Below are 15,909 nucleotides of genomic sequence, written 5' to 3'. Positions count from 1 at the left end.
ACACTAATGCGACGGAGTCGCAGCTGGAAACTCCGCGCGCCGGGCCCGGCCGGACTCGCGCCGATCCCACGACATCGCCGACCACGGCACCGCGAGCTGGTCCAGCGAGTCGATCTCCCGCGGCCGCATCGACGCCATCGGCCGCGCCTCGGCATGCCGGGCAAAAGCGGACTCGACGTACCGCGTCCCGGTGTCCGCGGCCAGGAACACGTGCTTGCGGTCCCGATCACAGTTGTGTTCCCACAGCGCGGACAGGTACGCCGCCCCGGCCGACAGGCCCGCGAACACCCCGGACGTACGCAACAGATCCACCGCCGCCGACATCGCATACTCGAACGAGATCCAGTGCATGCGGTCGTACAACTCGTGCCGGACGTTGCGGAACTCGATCGAGCTCCCGATCCCGGCGATGATCATCTCCGGGTCCTGGGTGTGCCCGGCGCCGAACGTCACGCTCCCGAACGGCTGCACGCCGACCAGGTTCACGTCCCGGCCACGCTCCCGCAGGTACGCCGCGATCGCGCCGGTCGATGCACCGGTCCCGACGCCACCCACCAGGCACACCGGCCCGCTGGGTACGAGCGACGCGACCAGGTCCGCGACCGCGCGGTACCCGAGGTAGTGGATGTCGTCGTGGTACTGCTGCATCCAGTGGTACGTCGGGTTGTCCCGCAGGATCTCGCCGATCCGCCGGACCCGGAGGTTCTGGTCGAGCTGCAGATTGTTCGAGGACGGCACCTGTTCGACGGTCGCGCCGAGGATCTCCAGCTGAACCCTGAGCGTGCGGTCAACGGTGGTGGACCCGACGATGTGGCACTTCATCCCGTACCGGTGGCAGGCCAGCGCCAGCGCGTGCGCGTAGATCCCGCTCGAACTGTCGATCAGCGTGTCGCCGGGGTGTACCCGGCCGGTGTCCAGCAGGTGGCGTACGGCGCCGAGCGCGGAGTACACCTTCATCGTCTCGAATCGCAGGCAGATCAGGTCCTCCTCCGGGCTACCGCCGGACCGGACGCGGATCGGGTCCGGGTCCTTGATCGCCTCCGCCAAATGGTCGTGCAGTCGCGTCATCGGCGCGGTTCGCTCCTTGAGTCGGGGGATAGCACGGGCGGAGTCTCGGGCCGGCCGATCCGGGCGGCGTCGACCAGCCGCCGGGTCAGGTCGTGGTGTGGTGCGGTCATCAGCGACGCGGGCGGTCCCTGCTCGACCACGCGGCCGGCGTCCAGTACCAGCACCTCATCGGCAACCGCCGCGACCAGTCCGAGGTCGTGGCCGATCCAGATCAGCGCCGTACCGCGCGCCTTCAACTCGGTCAGCAGATCGAGCACGAGTGCCGTACCGCGATCGTCCAAAGCGGTGGTGATCTCGTCGCAGATCAGTACGTCGGGCTCGGCGAGTACGGCACGAGCCAAGGCGGCGCGTTGCAGTTCGCCGCCGGACAGCCGGCTCGGTGGACGGCTCGCGGTGATCGCGGCGACGCCGAGCCGGGCCAGGGTGGCGACGGCCTCGGTGTACGCGGGTTCGGCGCCGAGGCCCCGGAGACGTTGCGCCGTACGCGCAACCTGCTGATCGACCGGGCGGCGTTCGTCGAAGGAACCACGGACCTCCTGCCAGACGTACTGGACGCGGCGGTTCTGTTCGGCGGTACGGCGGCGCAGCACCGGCAGTGGTTCGTCGTCGAGCAGGATGTGGCCGGTGAAGCGCTCGTGCAGGCCGGCCAGGCAGCGAGCGAGCGTGGTTTTACCGCTGCCGGAGCGGCCGACGACGCCCAGGCAGGCGCCGGCGCGGACGTCGAGGCCGACCTCGCGCAGGACGGGGTCGCGGCCGCGCGGCCGCAGCGCGGCTGACAGGTCCATTGCCTTAAGCAACGGCTGCCGGGCGGTGGTGGTTCCCGGTGTGGGCAGGTCGGGGGACAATGGGAGTACGTCGGTGCCGCCGGCCGCCAGAACCCGGCCGGCCGAGAGGACGACGACCTGGGTGGCGAGCGCGCGGACCAGGTCGAGATCGTGACTCAGCAGCAAGATGCCGAGTCCGGAGTTGGCCAGGTCGCGGAGTTCTTGGACGAGTTGCAGCCGGGTGATCGAGTCGAGGCCGGTGCTGGGTTCGTCCAGGACGAGTACTTTCGGGCGGCAGGCCAGCGCCTGAGCCAACGCGACCCGCTGCCGCTGCCCCCCAGAAAACTGATGCGGAAACCGCCTGAGGGTCTCCTTGCCGGTTTCTAGCTGGGCGGCGCGAACTGCTTCGGCTACGTCGCCTCCGTGTAGTTGGGCCAGCTCGCGGAGCGTCGTACCGATTCGCCGGGCCGGGTTCAGCGCACTGCCTGGATGCTGCGGCATGTACGCGACCCCACGTCCGCGAACGCCAACCGCCGCACCCGTCACCCCGTTGCCGTCGACAACCAGTTCCCCGTCGACCTCGACGTGACCCGCCAGCCGTACCCCGTCTCCGTGCTCCCCCAGCAACGCCAGCGCCGACGTCGTCTTCCCCGACCCCGACGCCCCCACCAGCGCCGTCACCGCCCCGGCGACAACCTCGAACGACACCCCATCGACAAGGACGGCGTCACCCACCGTCGCCGTCAGTTCCTTGACCCGCACCAACGTCATACCGAACTCCCCACCAGCCGCCGCGACCGATGCACGAGCCGATCGGCAAGCAGGTTGAACCCGAGTGTGAACGACACCAGCAGCACCGCCGGCGCCAGCACCGACCACGGCTGCAGCAGCAACCCTTCACGATTACGCGAGATGCTCACCGCCCAGTCCGGCGCGGTCGGGCTCAACCCCAATCCGAGAAAGTTGACCGAGGCAACCAAGAACACAGCCAGCGTGATCCGGGTCCCAAGATCAGCAGCCACCGGCCCAAGTACGGACCGCCCCACGTACCCGAGCTGAATCGCGACCCACGACTCGCGCTGCATCCGGAGCGCCTCGACCACCGGCCCGCTGGCCGCGTCCAGCGCCGCCGCCCGTACGAGTCGCGCGACCGTCGGCACGTTCACCATCGCGACGGCGACCGTGATCGCCACCGCCGACGCCTGCCAACCGACCGCAACCACGCTGATGACCAGCAACGACGGCAACGGCAGCAGTACGTCGAGCGGGCGCATCAAGCCTTCGTCCAGCCATCGATGCCGCGTCGACGCCGCCGTGAGGCCGATCAGTCCGCCGATCACGTACGCCAGCACGACCGCGCCGAACGCCATCCCCAACGCGGTCCGCCCACCGATCAGGAGCAGGCCGAGTACGTCCCGCCCCAACCCGTCGGTCCCCAGCAAACCCTCCGAGGAGTACGGCGACCCGGGCGCGGCCTCGTACGGCAGGAACGGCCCGAACACCGCGATCGCCAACGGCACCACGACCAGCACCGCCGATGCACTCGCTCCGATCCACCGCTTCATCGCAGCAGCTCCGTCCGCGGAACGAGCCGATTACACGTCAGGTCAGCGGCCAGGTTGATCAGCAACGCGGCCACGGCGAGCGTGAGCGTCAATGCCTGCACCACGGGGATGTCACGAGTCTCGACCCCATCTACCAACGCGGTCGCGAAACCAGGAATCGCGAAGATCGCCTCCACCACCAAGACCCCGCCGAGCAGCGTGTCACCAGTACGCGCCAGCTCCTGGATGCCCGGGACAGCGGCATTCGGCAGGACGTGGCGCAACAAGAGCCGCCGGCGCGGTACGCCGAGGCGTCGCGCCTGAGCCACGTACTCGGCGTTCAACGCGGTGATCGTCCCGGCCCGGACCTGACGTGACAGCAGGCAGACCGTACGCCCGAAGAGGACCGCGACCGGGAGCACGAGCAACGCCGGGCTGGCGAGCAGGTCGCCGCCGATCCAGGTCGCGGGCAGCCAGCCGAGTTTGAGCGCGAACACCGCTACCAGGACGACCGCGATCACGAAGTCCGGGATCGCCGACAACGCGAGGGTGATCGAGGTGATCGTCCGGTCCAGCCGGCCGTTCTCGCGCGTACCCATCACGATGCCGAGGGCAACGGCCAGTGGCACGACCACGGCCAGGGTGGCGAGGGTGAGTACGAGCGTCGCGCCGATCGAGTTCCGGACGATGCCGGCCACCGGTCCCCCGCTGATCAGCGACGTACCGAGGTTGCCGCTGAACACATTCCCCAGCCAATGTACGAAACGCTCCGGCGCCGGCTGATCGAGACCGAGCTCGTCACGCAGCCGCGCGACCTGCTCCGGCGACAGCGTCTCGGTGAACCGGAGGTCCGCGGCGTCACCTGGCAGCAGCGAGGTGAGGACGAACACCAGGACCGAAAGGACGGCAAGTTGAACAATTGCGAGCAGACCCCGCTGGACGGCGTACGTCCGCATTCAGGTCAGCCACACCTTGTCGAACCGGCCCTGGTCCAAGGTGTTCGGCGGCGCCGCCTGCACACCCTGCACCTTCGCCGACACCGCCACGAGATAGTCCGGCAGGCCCCACGCCAAGATCCCGCCCTCGTCCCGCAACGTCTTCTGCAGCGCGCCGTACTTCGCCGACCGCTGCGCCTCGTCGGTGGTCGCCCGCGCCGCGGCGAACGCGGCATCGAACGCCGGCCGCCGCCAGTGCGTCACGTTGAACGGTGAATGCGTCAGCAGCCGATCGGTGACGTACTGCGGGATCGGCATCGCGCCGGACCGATGGTTGCCGATGGCACCCTTCGTCAGCAGGTCCTTCGCGTACGTCTGCGGGCTGCCCGTCGTCACCTTCAGCCGGACGCCGGCTTCCGCGACCTGCTCCGCGAACAAGGTCGCCGCCTCGACGAACCCGGCCGACGCGTCAGCGGTGAAGATCTCCACCTGCTTACCCACCAGCCCGGCCTTCGTCAGCAGCGCCTTCGCCTTGTCGACATCGCGTTCCCGGGCCGGTAGCTCGGCCGGATAGTACTGATATCCCTTGCCGAAAAGGTCGTTCCCCACTTCGCCACGCCCGGCGAGTACGACATCGACCAGTCGTTGCCGATCGGCGAGCAGCTTGAACGCGAGCCGTACGTCCGGGTTGTCGAACGGCGCCTGGTCGACCTTCATTACGAACGCCTGCATCGTGCTGGCCTTCGCCGCCACGATCTTCACGGTGCGACCGGCCTCGGCCGTCCGGGCGAACGTCGCGGTCATGTCATTCGCGTACTCGGCCTGGCCGCCCTGGACGGCATTGGCGCGCGCCTCGGCGTCGGCGGACAGGATCTGCAACTCTTCGATCCGGGCCGGCCCGTCCCAGTAGTCGTCGAACCGGGCCGCCACCAGCGACCGGCCGGCCTCGAACGACGTGTATTTGAAGGCGCCCGTACCGATCGGCTTGGTCGGGTCCTTGAAGCCGTTCCGCACGATCTGGGTGCCGATCCCGGCCAGCAACGCGGGGAACTCCGCGTTCGGCGCGGTCAGCACCAGCTCGACCGTCGCGGGGCCGATCGCCTTGCTGCGCTTGAGATCCAGCGTCGCCAGCGACGACTGCGCGACCCGCTCCGGCACCGCCGGGTCGGCGATCCGGGCCAGGCTGAACAGCACGTCCTCGGCGACCAGCTTCGCGCCGTCGTGGAACGTCGCGTCCCGGAGGCTGAACCGCCAGGTGGTCGCGGTCCCGTCGTGTTCCCACTTCGACGCCAGCCGCGGCACCGGCTTCAGATCGGGCCCGAGCTCGACCAGCTTCTCGTACAGCGCCTTGTGCCGCGCGATGTCGACGAACAGGCTTTGCACGTGTGGATCCAGCACTTCCTTCGCGCCACCACCCGCGTACACCGCGCGCAGCCGGCCACCTGATTTCGGCTGCGCGGCGGCCTCGCCGTCCGCGCCACATCCCACCGCGGCGGCCAGCCCGACAGCGCTGCCCAACCCCAGAAACCCACGCCTGCTCAGAGCCTCGGACATGCGCACCATCCTCACCTTTAGTGAAAACGATTGTCAAATCCAGCGCGCATCCGGACGAGACGTCCTCATTCTTTCCGGCGCCCTTCGCGATCGCTCTCCGTGACGGCGTGTCCTCGGCTCCGTGGCGGTTGTTACTGGTGGTTACTCCTCGCAGTCCACCGGATCGCAGTCCGCCGGCGTGCAGGTGTTCGGGAGATCGGCGGCGATCCGGTCCAGCAAAGTGGTCAACTGCTCTTGCTCCGCGACGCTCAGCCGGTCGAAGAAGTACGAGCGAACCGCCTCGACGTGGTCGGGCGCGGCGGCGTCGATCGCCTTCCGGCCGAGCTCGGTGAGCCGGACCATCGAGCCGCGGGCGTCGTCGCTGCACTCCTCGCGGCAGACCAGGCCGCGCTTCTCCATCCGGCTGACCTGGTGCGACAGGCGGCTGCGTTCCCACCCGACCGAGCGGCCCAGATCGCGGGTCCGGAGCAAGCCGTTCTCCGCTTCGGACAGTGGGTGCAGCAGGGCGTAGTCGGCGCCGGAAAGGCCCGAATTGCTGATCATCCGCGCCTCGAGCGCGCGCATCAGCTCGCGGTGCGTGTCGCGGTACGACAGCCAAAGTCGCGCCTCACGCTGGTCGAGCCACCGCGGTTCCGTCATCCACCTATTGTACGGACGGCTGTTGACATGTCATCGAGTCGACTCCTGGCGTTGTCTTGACTCATGAGGTCCTGTCGATTCGCAGTGCGCTGGCGATTCATGGCGTTCTGGAGAGGGCGACGGCCAGGCCGATCGTGGCTGCCATGATCAGCAGTTCCACCGCCGCCAGTCGCCGGAAGGCGGCTTGGTCGCCGGACGCGAGCACCGGCAGCGTACGCCGCCGATGCCACCATCCGACCGTCACCAGGATCGCGAAGGCGACGGTCTTGGCGAAGACGAGCGCGCCGTACCCGGTCGTCACCCATTGCGTGATCAGGCCCCAGCCGCCTTGTCTCCCGTCCAGGTGGATCTCGGCGGTGAGCAGACCGGTTACGCCCATGGTGATCGCGCAGCTCAGTGCGAGGGTGCTGAAAAGTTCGACCGCGGGGCGCGAGCGGGCGTACCGGAGGACGGCGGCCAGGCCGCCTATCCAGATGGTGGCCGCGGTCACGTGTACGACGAGCGAGGTGGTGGCGAGGATCGACCAGATGCTTGGGCGTTCGATGGCGTAATGGCCGGTCAGGAGTGGGCCGATCAGGGCGGCCAGCGTCAGCAGGGCGGCCAGTTGGGCGCCGCGTCTGGTTTTGGTGCCGCTGAGGACTACCGCTAGTACAGCGGTGAGTACGACGGCGGCTGCCAGGGCGCGGACCTGGGGTAGTTGGCCGGCTGGGGCGGCGTGTTCGGCGAGGTGCGAGAGGGGGATGCCGAGGATGACCGTCGCGGTGGCGATCAGGCCACCGATGCTGGCGACGGCCCAGACACCGGCTGCCAGCGCGGCGTCCTGACAGGCCCGGATCGCCGTACTGCCTAGCTTTCCGTCCTTTGCGGGAAGGAAGAGTGCGACCGCGAGCACGGCGCCGCCGGTCGCAACAGCCGCTAGGTCCGCCAGAATCCGGAGCACCGGAACCGCCCAGGAGATCCCGAACCCGGCCCCCAGCAACCCGTCCTCAGCCCGCTGCGGCGCACCGCCGGCAGCCACCAGGGCGACCACCATCACAACGATGCCAACAGCAACCATCCCGGAAACAATCACACCAGCCCGCCTGACGGCGGGTGGGGAAGGAAGGCCAGCCGCTGGAGGCGGGGAACCGCTCCCCGACTCCGCGGGGTGTGCGTTGGCGGGTTCGTCGGTTGTCATGAGGCTGGGCGGCGGCGGACGATTACTATGGCGAGGGCTACGACGACCAGCATGACCAGGCACATGGCGACGATGGTCACCGTGCTGGAGCTGCTGTTCGACTGGCTCGCGGGTGTGGTGGCGGTCGGGTCGGTGCCGGGGGCGGTGGATGCGTGACCGGCATGCGTGACCGTGAACGACCCGGTGACCGTGATCGGGTGCCCGTCGGCCGAGACCACGCGGGCCTCGACCTGGTACTTCCCGGCCTCGACCATCGCGCCGACCGGCTGCGTGACGGTGTTGTCGACCACCGTGAGGTCACCGTTCGCGACGTTCTTCCCGCTCGGCGACTTCACCTGCACCTGCGTACCGTCGGACCCGACCGGCTCGCTGAAGGTCAGGATCACCTTCGTCGGCGGCGCCGCCGACGACGAACCGTCGGCCGGCGTCATCGATTCGAGTTTGGCGTGCGCCGCCGCCACGCTGGTGGAAAGCACCAGCGTGACCAGCGACGCAACCAGGACAGCAATCAATCGGCGCACGGTTACTTCCCGGACTCCGCTGTCCCGGACTCCGCTGTCCCGGATTCCGCAGGCCCGGGTTCCGCAGGCCTGGACCCCGCGGACCCCGCGGGCTTCGCGGGCTTCGCGGGCGTGCCGGCGGCAACCGCGGGCTTCCGCGGCCGCAGACCGAACGCCAATCCGAGCAGCCCGATCAGCAACCCACCGCCGCCGAGCCAACGCGCCGGCTTGTCCGTCGTACTCGTCGAATCGGACGTCGTCGCGGCCACCGGAGCGACCGCCGCCGCAAGCTTCAGCGTCGGCGCCGGGTGCTCAGGCTCGGCGGCGCCGTCCTTCGCGACCTCGGCCCACTTGACCACTTCACCGTCGCTGTACGTCTGCTCGGTCGGGAAGCTCAACGCGTCGACCCCCTCGGGCAGCTTGCCGACCGACAGCGCGAACTCGTCGAAGTCGTTCGGCGGAATCCCGGTACCGGTCGCGGTCCAGGTGACCGTCGTGATCGCCTTGGTCAGCGTGACGTCACCGACTTTCACCGGAGCCGGCAGCTGCTCTTCCTTCTTCTCAACCTTCCACCCGTCCTTCACCTGCGCGCCGACATGCGCGAACGGGTGGTCCTTGGGCAGCGACACGACGAGCTTGGTGGTGCTGGTGTTGTCGGACTCGGTCGGGACACGGAAGACCAGCTTTCCGTACCCACCGGGCTTGGCGTCCGGCGACGACACCGACACGTGCGCCGACGCCGAGGTCGCGGCACCGATCACCACCAGGGCGGACGCCGCCGCGATCGCGACGGCGCGCAGGGCGAATCTCTTGGGCATGGGAGAACCTTTCAAGGCATACGAGTGATCCGGCGCGAGTGGCCGGTGTCAGCGGGCGGAGTTCACTCGTACGCCCGGAGGTCCGCGTCCGGAAACGCTCGACCCGAGCCGGGCACCGATCGGTACCCACGGCTCGGAGCTGCCTGGTACGGCGGCGACATGCAGCCGTACTGGACGGAGAATCGGGAGCCGCGGCAACAACCGGGCGAACACGCGCAGTACGCGGCCCACCCAGCGGTGCGTGCGCGTGACCGCGAGTACGCCGGCCAGCAGTACGCCGAGGTGCGCGCCGGTCATCATCAGGCTGCCGCCGATCCCCGGCGACATCGCCATCCCGTCGTGCGTGCTGGCGGCGTCCAGCGTGACGTGTACGAACAGTTGCACACCGGCCAGGACGAGCACCGTGAGCAGTCGTTCGCCGGCCAAGTACTCACCGAGCAGCCAGCACGCCCCGGTCAGCGCGACCAACGGCGCCAAGACGTTGAACGGCAAACCACCGCCACCGGCCAGGACGTGACCGAACACCGCCGTCACGACGCTCAGCGCCGCGACCACGGACGTCGTCCTGCTCTCGGTCGGCATTCCCATCCTCTCGCTCCAGTCACTCTACGGACAGGAGCCACCACGGGTTCCCTCGGTCCGTGATCAGGACGGCTGCGATGATGAGCGGATGGACGTAGCGGTGCTGGAAGTCGGGGGAAGTCACGCCACCGCGGCGGTGGTCACACCCGGTACGTGGCAGGTAACCGAGATGGACCGGGCCGAACTGGAGTCCCAAGCGGCGGCCGCGCAGGTTGTCGAGCAGCTCGCCGACGCGGCCCGGAAGTTGCCGCTGGCAAACGGGCTGGCGATCGCGCTGCCGGGCCCGTTCGACTTCGCCACTGGGGTCGCCTGGTACCGGGGGCAGGGCAAGTTCGATCAGCTGTACGGGTTCGATCTCGGTGCCGCGCTGCGTACTGAGCTGGGGATCGAGCGGGTGATGTTCATGAACGACGCCGAGGCGTTCGCGGTCGGTGAATGGACGGCCGGCCAGGTCCGCGGTGTCGAACGCTGCCTCGGCGTCACCATCGGTACCGGGATCGGCACGGCGTTCCTCGCCGACGGCCGGGTAGTCCGCGACGGCAACGCCGTCCCGCCAGGCGGCGAGCTGTACAAGACGAAGTACGCCGGAAAGCCCCTGGAGGACTCAATCTCCGCCCGAGCAATCCAACGCCGCTACACCAACCGCACCGCCCCCGAAGCACCTTCCGCGAGGAAGACCGAAGCACCCAGCGCGAGAGAGACTGCAGTGCCCGGTGCGAGGGAGACCGAAGCGCCCGGCGCCAAGGAGACTGCAGCACCTGGTGCGAAGGAGACTGGGGCGCTCGGTGCGAGGGAGACCGAAGCGCCTGGTGCGAAGGAGACTGGGGCACTCGGTGCGAGGGAGACCGAAGCGCCTGGTGCGAAGGAGACTGCAGCGCTTGGCGTGAAGGAGATTGCCGACCGAGCGCGTGCGGGTGACACCGTCGCCCGTGAGGTGCTGGTGGATGCGTTCACCGACCTTTCCAGCGCGCTGCAACCGTGGATCGACCGCTTCGGCGTGACCAGCACGGTCCTCGGCGGCTCGATCTCCGGCGCCTACGACCTGATCGCCGACGCTCTCACCTTCCCCGCCACCCCCACCCCCGACACCGAACACTCCGCCCTCCTCGGCGCCGCAGCCCACTACCTCCGCACCACCTAACTCCCCCGACACCATCTGCGTGGTTAACCTCCGCAAATGCCCCTTCAGCTCTCGCAGGCGGGGGGTGAAGGGGCAAACTGCGTGGTTCACCGGCTCTTGGGTCGTAGGCGTGGGGCCAACTCGGAGCCGACGGTGGCCGGCGGATCGCACGCGCGGCAGTCAGACCGCCTTTGCGGAACTTTTCCGGCTCCATGCGCAAATTTTCTTCCGAAGAACCGCCCACCGGCGCGACCCGCAGCCCCCCCCCCCCCCCCCCACGCACTCCCCAAAACGGTTCGGGGCGCGGTACTACCCGGACCGGGGAGTCGTACTGCCCATTTCGGGTAGGCAAGACTCCCCAAACACCCCAACCCCGTCGGCGCTAGCCGCTGCACCCGCTCGGGCGGTGCTGCTTTTTCTGTCGGTGGTGCCCGTTACGGTCTGTGGGGTGAAGATTGCCGCGCCTCGTGTCCGTACCCAGCTCGACTCCGTGCTGCCGGAGGAGATCGACGACGAGGAGCGGCTGCTCGACCTCGCCCTCGAGGACATCGACCTCAGCGACCTGGAGGCTGAGCATGTCGAGCTCGGCGGCTGCCGCCTGACCCGCTGCAAACTGGCCGGGTCGGACCTGGACAAGCTGATCGTGGTCGACACCGAGCTCACCCAGTGCGACGTCGCCAACGCCCGCTGGTCGGACGCGGCGCTGACCCGCGTCACGATCACGGCGTCCCGGATGATCGGGTTCTCCGGGCCCGGCGCGAGTTTCCAGCACGTGACGGTCCGGGACACCGTGCTGGACTTCGCCTCGTTCCGGTTCGCCAAGTTCCACAAGGTGGAGCTGACCGACTGCCGGCTGCAGAACGCCGACCTGGTCTCCGCGGAACTGACCGGCGCGGTGTTCCGGCGCTGCGATCTGTCCGGCGTGGAGTTCTCCCAGGTCAAGGCGGCCAAGGCGGTGTTCGTCGACTGTACCTGGGACGGCGCGAAGGGCCTCGGCTCGCTGGCCGGCGCGACGGTCGCGGCGTCCTCCCCGATCGACACCCTCGCGTTCACCAGCGCGGTCACGGTCGCGGCCGGTATCCACCTGGCACACCCCGACGACCTCAACGGCGCCTGACCCCGCGCACGGCCGCGCACGGCCGCGGACGGCCGCGGACGGCCGCGGACGGTCGCGGACGGTCGCGGACGGTCGCGAAGCGGATCACCGAAGAACCACTGGCGTCCCGGCGACGCAGTGGATCGCCGAAGAACCGCCGGCGTCCCGGCGACGGGGCCGATCGCCGAAGAACCCTTGGGCGTTCCGGCGACGGAGCGTGAGCCTGCCCACGCGGCGGCTGAGCGGGCTGGATCGCCCATTAGGGTGGGGGCTGTGACTGACTCGACGATCATCTACACCCACACCGACGAGGCTCCGGCGCTCGCCACGTACTCGTTCCTCCCTGTCGTCCAGGCGTACGCCGGCCAGGCCGGTGTCGGCGTGCAGACGCGGGACATCTCACTGGCCGGCCGTATCCTCGCGGTCTTCCCCGAGTACCTCCAGGAAGACCAGCGGATCGCGGACGCGCTGACCGAGCTCGGCGAGCTGGCCAAGACGCCGGCGGCGAACATCATCAAGCTGCCGAACGTGTCCGCCTCGGTGCCGCAGCTGAAGGCGGCGATCGCCGAGCTGCAGGCCCAGGGGTACGCCCTGCCGGAGTACCCGGACGAGCCGAAGACCGACGCCGAGCGCGAGGTCCAGGCCCGGTACGACAAGGTGAAGGGTTCCGCGGTGAACCCGGTGCTGCGCGAGGGCAACTCGGACCGCCGCGCGCCCGCCTCGGTGAAGAACTACGCGAAGACCCACCCGCACCGGATGGGTGCCTGGAGCGCCGACTCGAAGACCAACGTCGCGACGATGGACACCGACGACTTCCGCGGTACCGAGAAGTCGGTGGTGATCGCGGCCGACGACACGCTGCGGATCGAGCTGGCCGGCGACGACGGCACCACCACGGTGCTGCGCGAGTCCATCCCGGTGCTGGCCGGTGAGGTCGTGGATGCGTCCGTACTGCATGTGGCCGCGCTGCGCGAGTTCCTGACCGCGCAGGTCGCCCAGGCGAAGGCCGACGACGTGCTGTTCTCGGTGCACCTGAAGGCCACCATGATGAAGGTGTCCGACCCGATCATCTTCGGTCACGTCGTCCGGGCCTTCTTCCCGAAGACGTTCGCGCAGTACGGCGATGTGCTCGCCAAGGCCGGCCTGACCCCGAACGACGGCCTCGGCGGCATCCTGCACGGAATCGCCACGCTGCCCGAGGGCGCCGAGATCAAGGCTTCGTTCGACGCCGAGCTGGCCGACGGCCCGAAGCTCGCGATGGTCGACTCGGACAAGGGCATCACCAACCTGCACGTCCCGTCGGACGTGATCGTCGACGCGTCGATGCCGGCCATGATCCGTACCTCCGGCCACATGTGGGGCCCGGACGGCGAGGAGCACGACACCCTCGCCGTGCTGCCGGACCACAGCTACTCCGGCATCTACCAGGCGGTCCTCGACGACTGCCGCGCGAACGGCGCGTTCGACCCGGCCACGATGGGGTCGGTGCCGAACGTCGGCCTGATGGCGCAGAAGGCCGAGGAGTACGGCTCGCACGACAAGACGTTCGAGATCCAGACCACCGGCACCGTCCGGCTGGTGAACGCTGCCGGTGCGGCGGTGCTCGAGCAGGCTGTCTCGGCCGGCGACATCTTCCGCGCCTGCCAGACCAAGGACGCGCCGATCCAGGACTGGGTCAAGCTGGCCGTCAACCGGGCCCGGGCCACCGGCGACCCGGCAGTGTTCTGGCTGGACGAGACCCGGGCGCACGACGCGCGGATCATCGCGAAGGTGCAGACGTACCTGTTCGAGCACGACACCGAGGGCCTGGACATCCGGATCCTGGCGCCGGTGGACGCGATCAAGGTGTCGCTGGAGCGGATCCGCCGCGGCGAGAACACCATCTCGGTGACCGGCAACGTGCTGCGTGACTACCTGACCGATCTGTTCCCGATCCTTGAGCTCGGTACCAGCGCGAAGATGCTGTCGATCGTGCCGCTGATGGCCGGTGGTGGTCTGTTCGAGACGGGGGCGGGCGGTTCGGCGCCGAAGCACGTACAGCAGCTGGTCAAGGAGAACTACCTGCGCTGGGACAGCCTGGGTGAGTTCTTCGCGCTGGCCGCGAGCTTCGAGCACCTGGCCCAGTCGACCGGCAACGCGCGGGCGCAGATCCTCGCCGACACCCTGGACCGGGCCACCGCCACGTTCCTGAACGAGGACAAGTCGCCGACCCGTCGCGTCGGCGGGATCGACAACCGTGGCAGCCACTTCTACCTGTCGCTGTACTGGGCGCGGGAGCTGGCGAAGCAGACCGACGACGCCGACCTGGCGAAGGCGTTCGCGCCGCTCGCGGAGAAGCTGGCCGCGAACGAGCAGACCATCGTCGACGAGCTGATCGCCGTCCAGGGCACCCCGGCCGACCTCGGCGGCTACTACCAGCCCGACCCGGCCAAGGCAGCCGCCATCATGCGCCCCTCCAAAACCTGGAACGAAGCCCTGGCTTCGCTCTAGCTAGCAGCACCACCCACGGCGGAGGTCGGCCTCCGGCACCAGCTGTGCACCGGGCTCTCGCCCCAGCCGGCGATCAGGCTCTCGCCACTCCTGCTTTTCTTCAGTCCCCCGGCGCCCGCAGGGCGCCGGGGGACTGATAATTGGGCGGCGGGCAGCACGACCTGCTTCTACACTCGGACGGCATGAAGACGACCCGTTCCGTGCTTGCCGATCAGGCCACGGACTTTCCGCGCTGGTTCCAGGACGTGATCACCAAGGCCGAGCTCGCCGACAACGGGCCGGTCCGGGGGACCATGGTCGTGCGACCGTACGGGTACGGGATCTGGGAACTGTTGCAGGAGGCAATGAATCGGCGGATCAAGGCAACCGGCGCCGAGAACGCCTACTTCCCACTGCTGATTCCGGAGAGCTACCTCCGCCGCGAGGCCGAACACGTGGCCGGTTTCAGCCCGGAGCTCGCGGTGGTGACGCATGCCGGCGGCAAGGAACTCGAGGAGCCCGCGGTAGTGCGGCCGACCTCGGAGACCATGATCGGCGAGTACATGGCGAAGTGGGTGCAGAGCTACCGCGACCTGCCGCTGCTGCTGAACCAGTGGGCCAACGTGGTCCGCTGGGAGCTCCGGCCGCGACTGTTCCTGCGGACGACCGAATTCCTTTGGCAGGAAGGCCACACCGCACACGCCACCGAGGAGGACGCCCGCGCGTACGCGACGCGAATCCTCACCGAGGTGTACCGCGACGTGATGGTCAACCTGCTGGCAATCCCTGTCCTGGCTGGGCGAAAGACCCGGCGTGAACGGTTCGCCGGCGCGATCAACACGATGACGCTGGAAGCCATGACCGGTGATGGCAAGGCGCTGCAGCTGGGTACGGCGCACGAGCTCGGCCAGAACTTCTCGCGTGCGTTCGACATCGGCTACCTGTCGCGTGAAGGCCGGCGTGAGCTCGCCTGGACGACGTCCTGGGGCAGTACGACGCGCTTGGTCGGCGGCATGATCATGGTCCACGGCGACAACGCCGGCCTCCGCGTTCCGCCCGCGGTCGCGCCGGTCCAGGTCGTCGTACTGGCGGTGAAGGACGAAACGATCAGCGCGGCCCGGGCGATCGCCACGGACCTCGAAGCGGCCGGTCTCCGCGTCACGCTCGACGATCGCGTCGACCAGCCGTTCGGCCGCCGCGCGGTCAACTGGGAGCTCAAGGGCGTACCGATCCGGATCGAACTCGGCCCCCGTGACCTGGCCGCCAACGCCGCCACGGTCGTACGCCGCCTGCGCGCGAACGGCAAATCCACGGTCGGCCTGGCGGACCTGGTCAGTACCGTCACGCGCGCGATCGATGACGATCAGGTGCACCTGCTGGCGGAGGCGTCCGCGCGGCAGGCGGAGCGGATCACCCCGGTCACGACCGTCGACGACGCGGTGGAGGCCGCATCGTCCGGCTGGGCGAGCCTGCCGTACGCCACGCTCGGTGAGGAAGGCGAGGATCGCCTCGGCGAATCGGGTATCACGGTCCGCTGCCTGCAGCGCCCGGACGGTTCGCTTCCGATCGGCGACAACGAGCCGGACCTGATCGCGTACGTCGCCCGGTCGTACTGAATCAGCGGGCCTGATCGACAGGCCCCA

General features: G+C 69.0%; 14 protein-coding genes. 4 read left to right on the top strand and 10 right to left on the bottom strand.

The window, feature by feature from the left end; genetic code table 11:
* Positions 1-3: 3 nt before the first annotated feature.
* The 10 genes from HDA44_RS32980 to HDA44_RS32935 form a co-directional block, all read right to left on the bottom strand.
* Positions 4-1,068, bottom strand: coding sequence for a pyridoxal-phosphate dependent enzyme (locus HDA44_RS32980; RefSeq protein ID WP_184841190.1), 1,065 nt, complete (start codon positions 1,066-1,068; stop codon positions 4-6).
* Positions 1,065-2,603 carry an ABC transporter ATP-binding protein gene (locus HDA44_RS32975; RefSeq protein ID WP_184841188.1) on the bottom strand — a complete coding sequence of 513 codons (1,539 nt, stop codon included), beginning with the start codon at positions 2,601-2,603 and terminating at the stop codon, positions 1,065-1,067. The genes HDA44_RS32980 and HDA44_RS32975 overlap by 4 nt, the downstream gene beginning before the upstream one ends.
* Positions 2,600-3,397, bottom strand: coding sequence for an ABC transporter permease (locus HDA44_RS32970; protein ID WP_184841187.1), 798 nt, complete (start codon positions 3,395-3,397; stop codon positions 2,600-2,602). Before HDA44_RS32970 ends, HDA44_RS32975 begins: the two co-directional genes overlap by 4 nt.
* Positions 3,394-4,332: an ABC transporter permease gene (locus tag HDA44_RS32965; RefSeq protein ID WP_184841186.1), complete on the bottom strand. Its 939-nt coding sequence runs from the start codon at positions 4,330-4,332 to the stop codon at positions 3,394-3,396. The genes HDA44_RS32970 and HDA44_RS32965 overlap by 4 nt, the downstream gene beginning before the upstream one ends.
* A complete protein-coding gene (locus HDA44_RS32960) occupies positions 4,333-5,865 on the bottom strand; it encodes an ABC transporter substrate-binding protein (RefSeq protein ID WP_184841185.1) in 1,533 nt (510 codons plus the stop codon).
* Positions 5,866-6,006: 141 nt separating this feature from the next.
* On the bottom strand, positions 6,007-6,504 hold the full coding sequence (locus HDA44_RS32955; RefSeq protein WP_184841184.1) for a MarR family winged helix-turn-helix transcriptional regulator: 498 nt from the start codon (positions 6,502-6,504) through the stop codon (positions 6,007-6,009).
* Positions 6,505-6,601: 97 nt separating this feature from the next.
* Complete coding sequence (locus HDA44_RS32950; RefSeq protein WP_202887694.1) at positions 6,602-7,561, bottom strand: copper resistance D family protein; 960 nt, start codon at positions 7,559-7,561, stop codon at positions 6,602-6,604.
* 116 nt (positions 7,562-7,677) lie between these two features.
* Positions 7,678-8,202, bottom strand: coding sequence for a copper resistance protein CopC (locus tag HDA44_RS32945; protein ID WP_184841183.1), 525 nt, complete (start codon positions 8,200-8,202; stop codon positions 7,678-7,680).
* Between the two features lie 2 nt (positions 8,203-8,204).
* Positions 8,205-8,999 (bottom strand): YcnI family copper-binding membrane protein, encoded by a 795-nt coding sequence (locus HDA44_RS32940; protein ID WP_184841182.1) that lies wholly within the window; start codon positions 8,997-8,999, stop codon positions 8,205-8,207.
* Between the two features lie 48 nt (positions 9,000-9,047).
* Positions 9,048-9,581 carry a hypothetical protein gene (locus HDA44_RS32935; protein WP_184841181.1) on the bottom strand — a complete coding sequence of 178 codons (534 nt, stop codon included), beginning with the start codon at positions 9,579-9,581 and terminating at the stop codon, positions 9,048-9,050.
* A gap of 88 nt (positions 9,582-9,669) precedes the next feature.
* On the opposite strand from HDA44_RS32935, the gene HDA44_RS32930 reads away from it, so the two are divergent.
* From HDA44_RS32930 to proS, 4 genes are all read left to right on the top strand, one after another.
* Positions 9,670-10,722, top strand: a complete 1,053-nt coding sequence (locus HDA44_RS32930; RefSeq protein WP_184841180.1) for an ROK family protein — start codon at positions 9,670-9,672, stop codon at positions 10,720-10,722.
* Positions 10,723-11,149: 427 nt separating this feature from the next.
* A complete protein-coding gene (locus HDA44_RS32925; protein WP_184841179.1) occupies positions 11,150-11,818 on the top strand; it encodes a pentapeptide repeat-containing protein in 669 nt (222 codons plus the stop codon).
* 252 nt (positions 11,819-12,070) lie between these two features.
* The gene (locus tag HDA44_RS32920) at positions 12,071-14,287 is read left to right on the top strand and encodes an NADP-dependent isocitrate dehydrogenase (RefSeq protein WP_184841178.1); all 2,217 of its coding nucleotides are present in this window, start codon (positions 12,071-12,073) and stop codon (positions 14,285-14,287) included.
* A gap of 182 nt (positions 14,288-14,469) precedes the next feature.
* Positions 14,470-15,882: a proline--tRNA ligase gene (gene proS, locus HDA44_RS32915; RefSeq protein WP_184841177.1), complete on the top strand. Its 1,413-nt coding sequence runs from the start codon at positions 14,470-14,472 to the stop codon at positions 15,880-15,882.
* Positions 15,883-15,909 lie beyond the last annotated feature (27 nt).

It is taken from the genome of Kribbella solani (assembly GCF_014205295.1).
Classification (GTDB): Bacteria; Actinomycetota; Actinomycetes; order Propionibacteriales; family Kribbellaceae; genus Kribbella; species Kribbella solani.
Note: the sequence above shows the minus strand (reverse complement) of the source record. Positions and strands in the feature narration are given on the sequence as shown.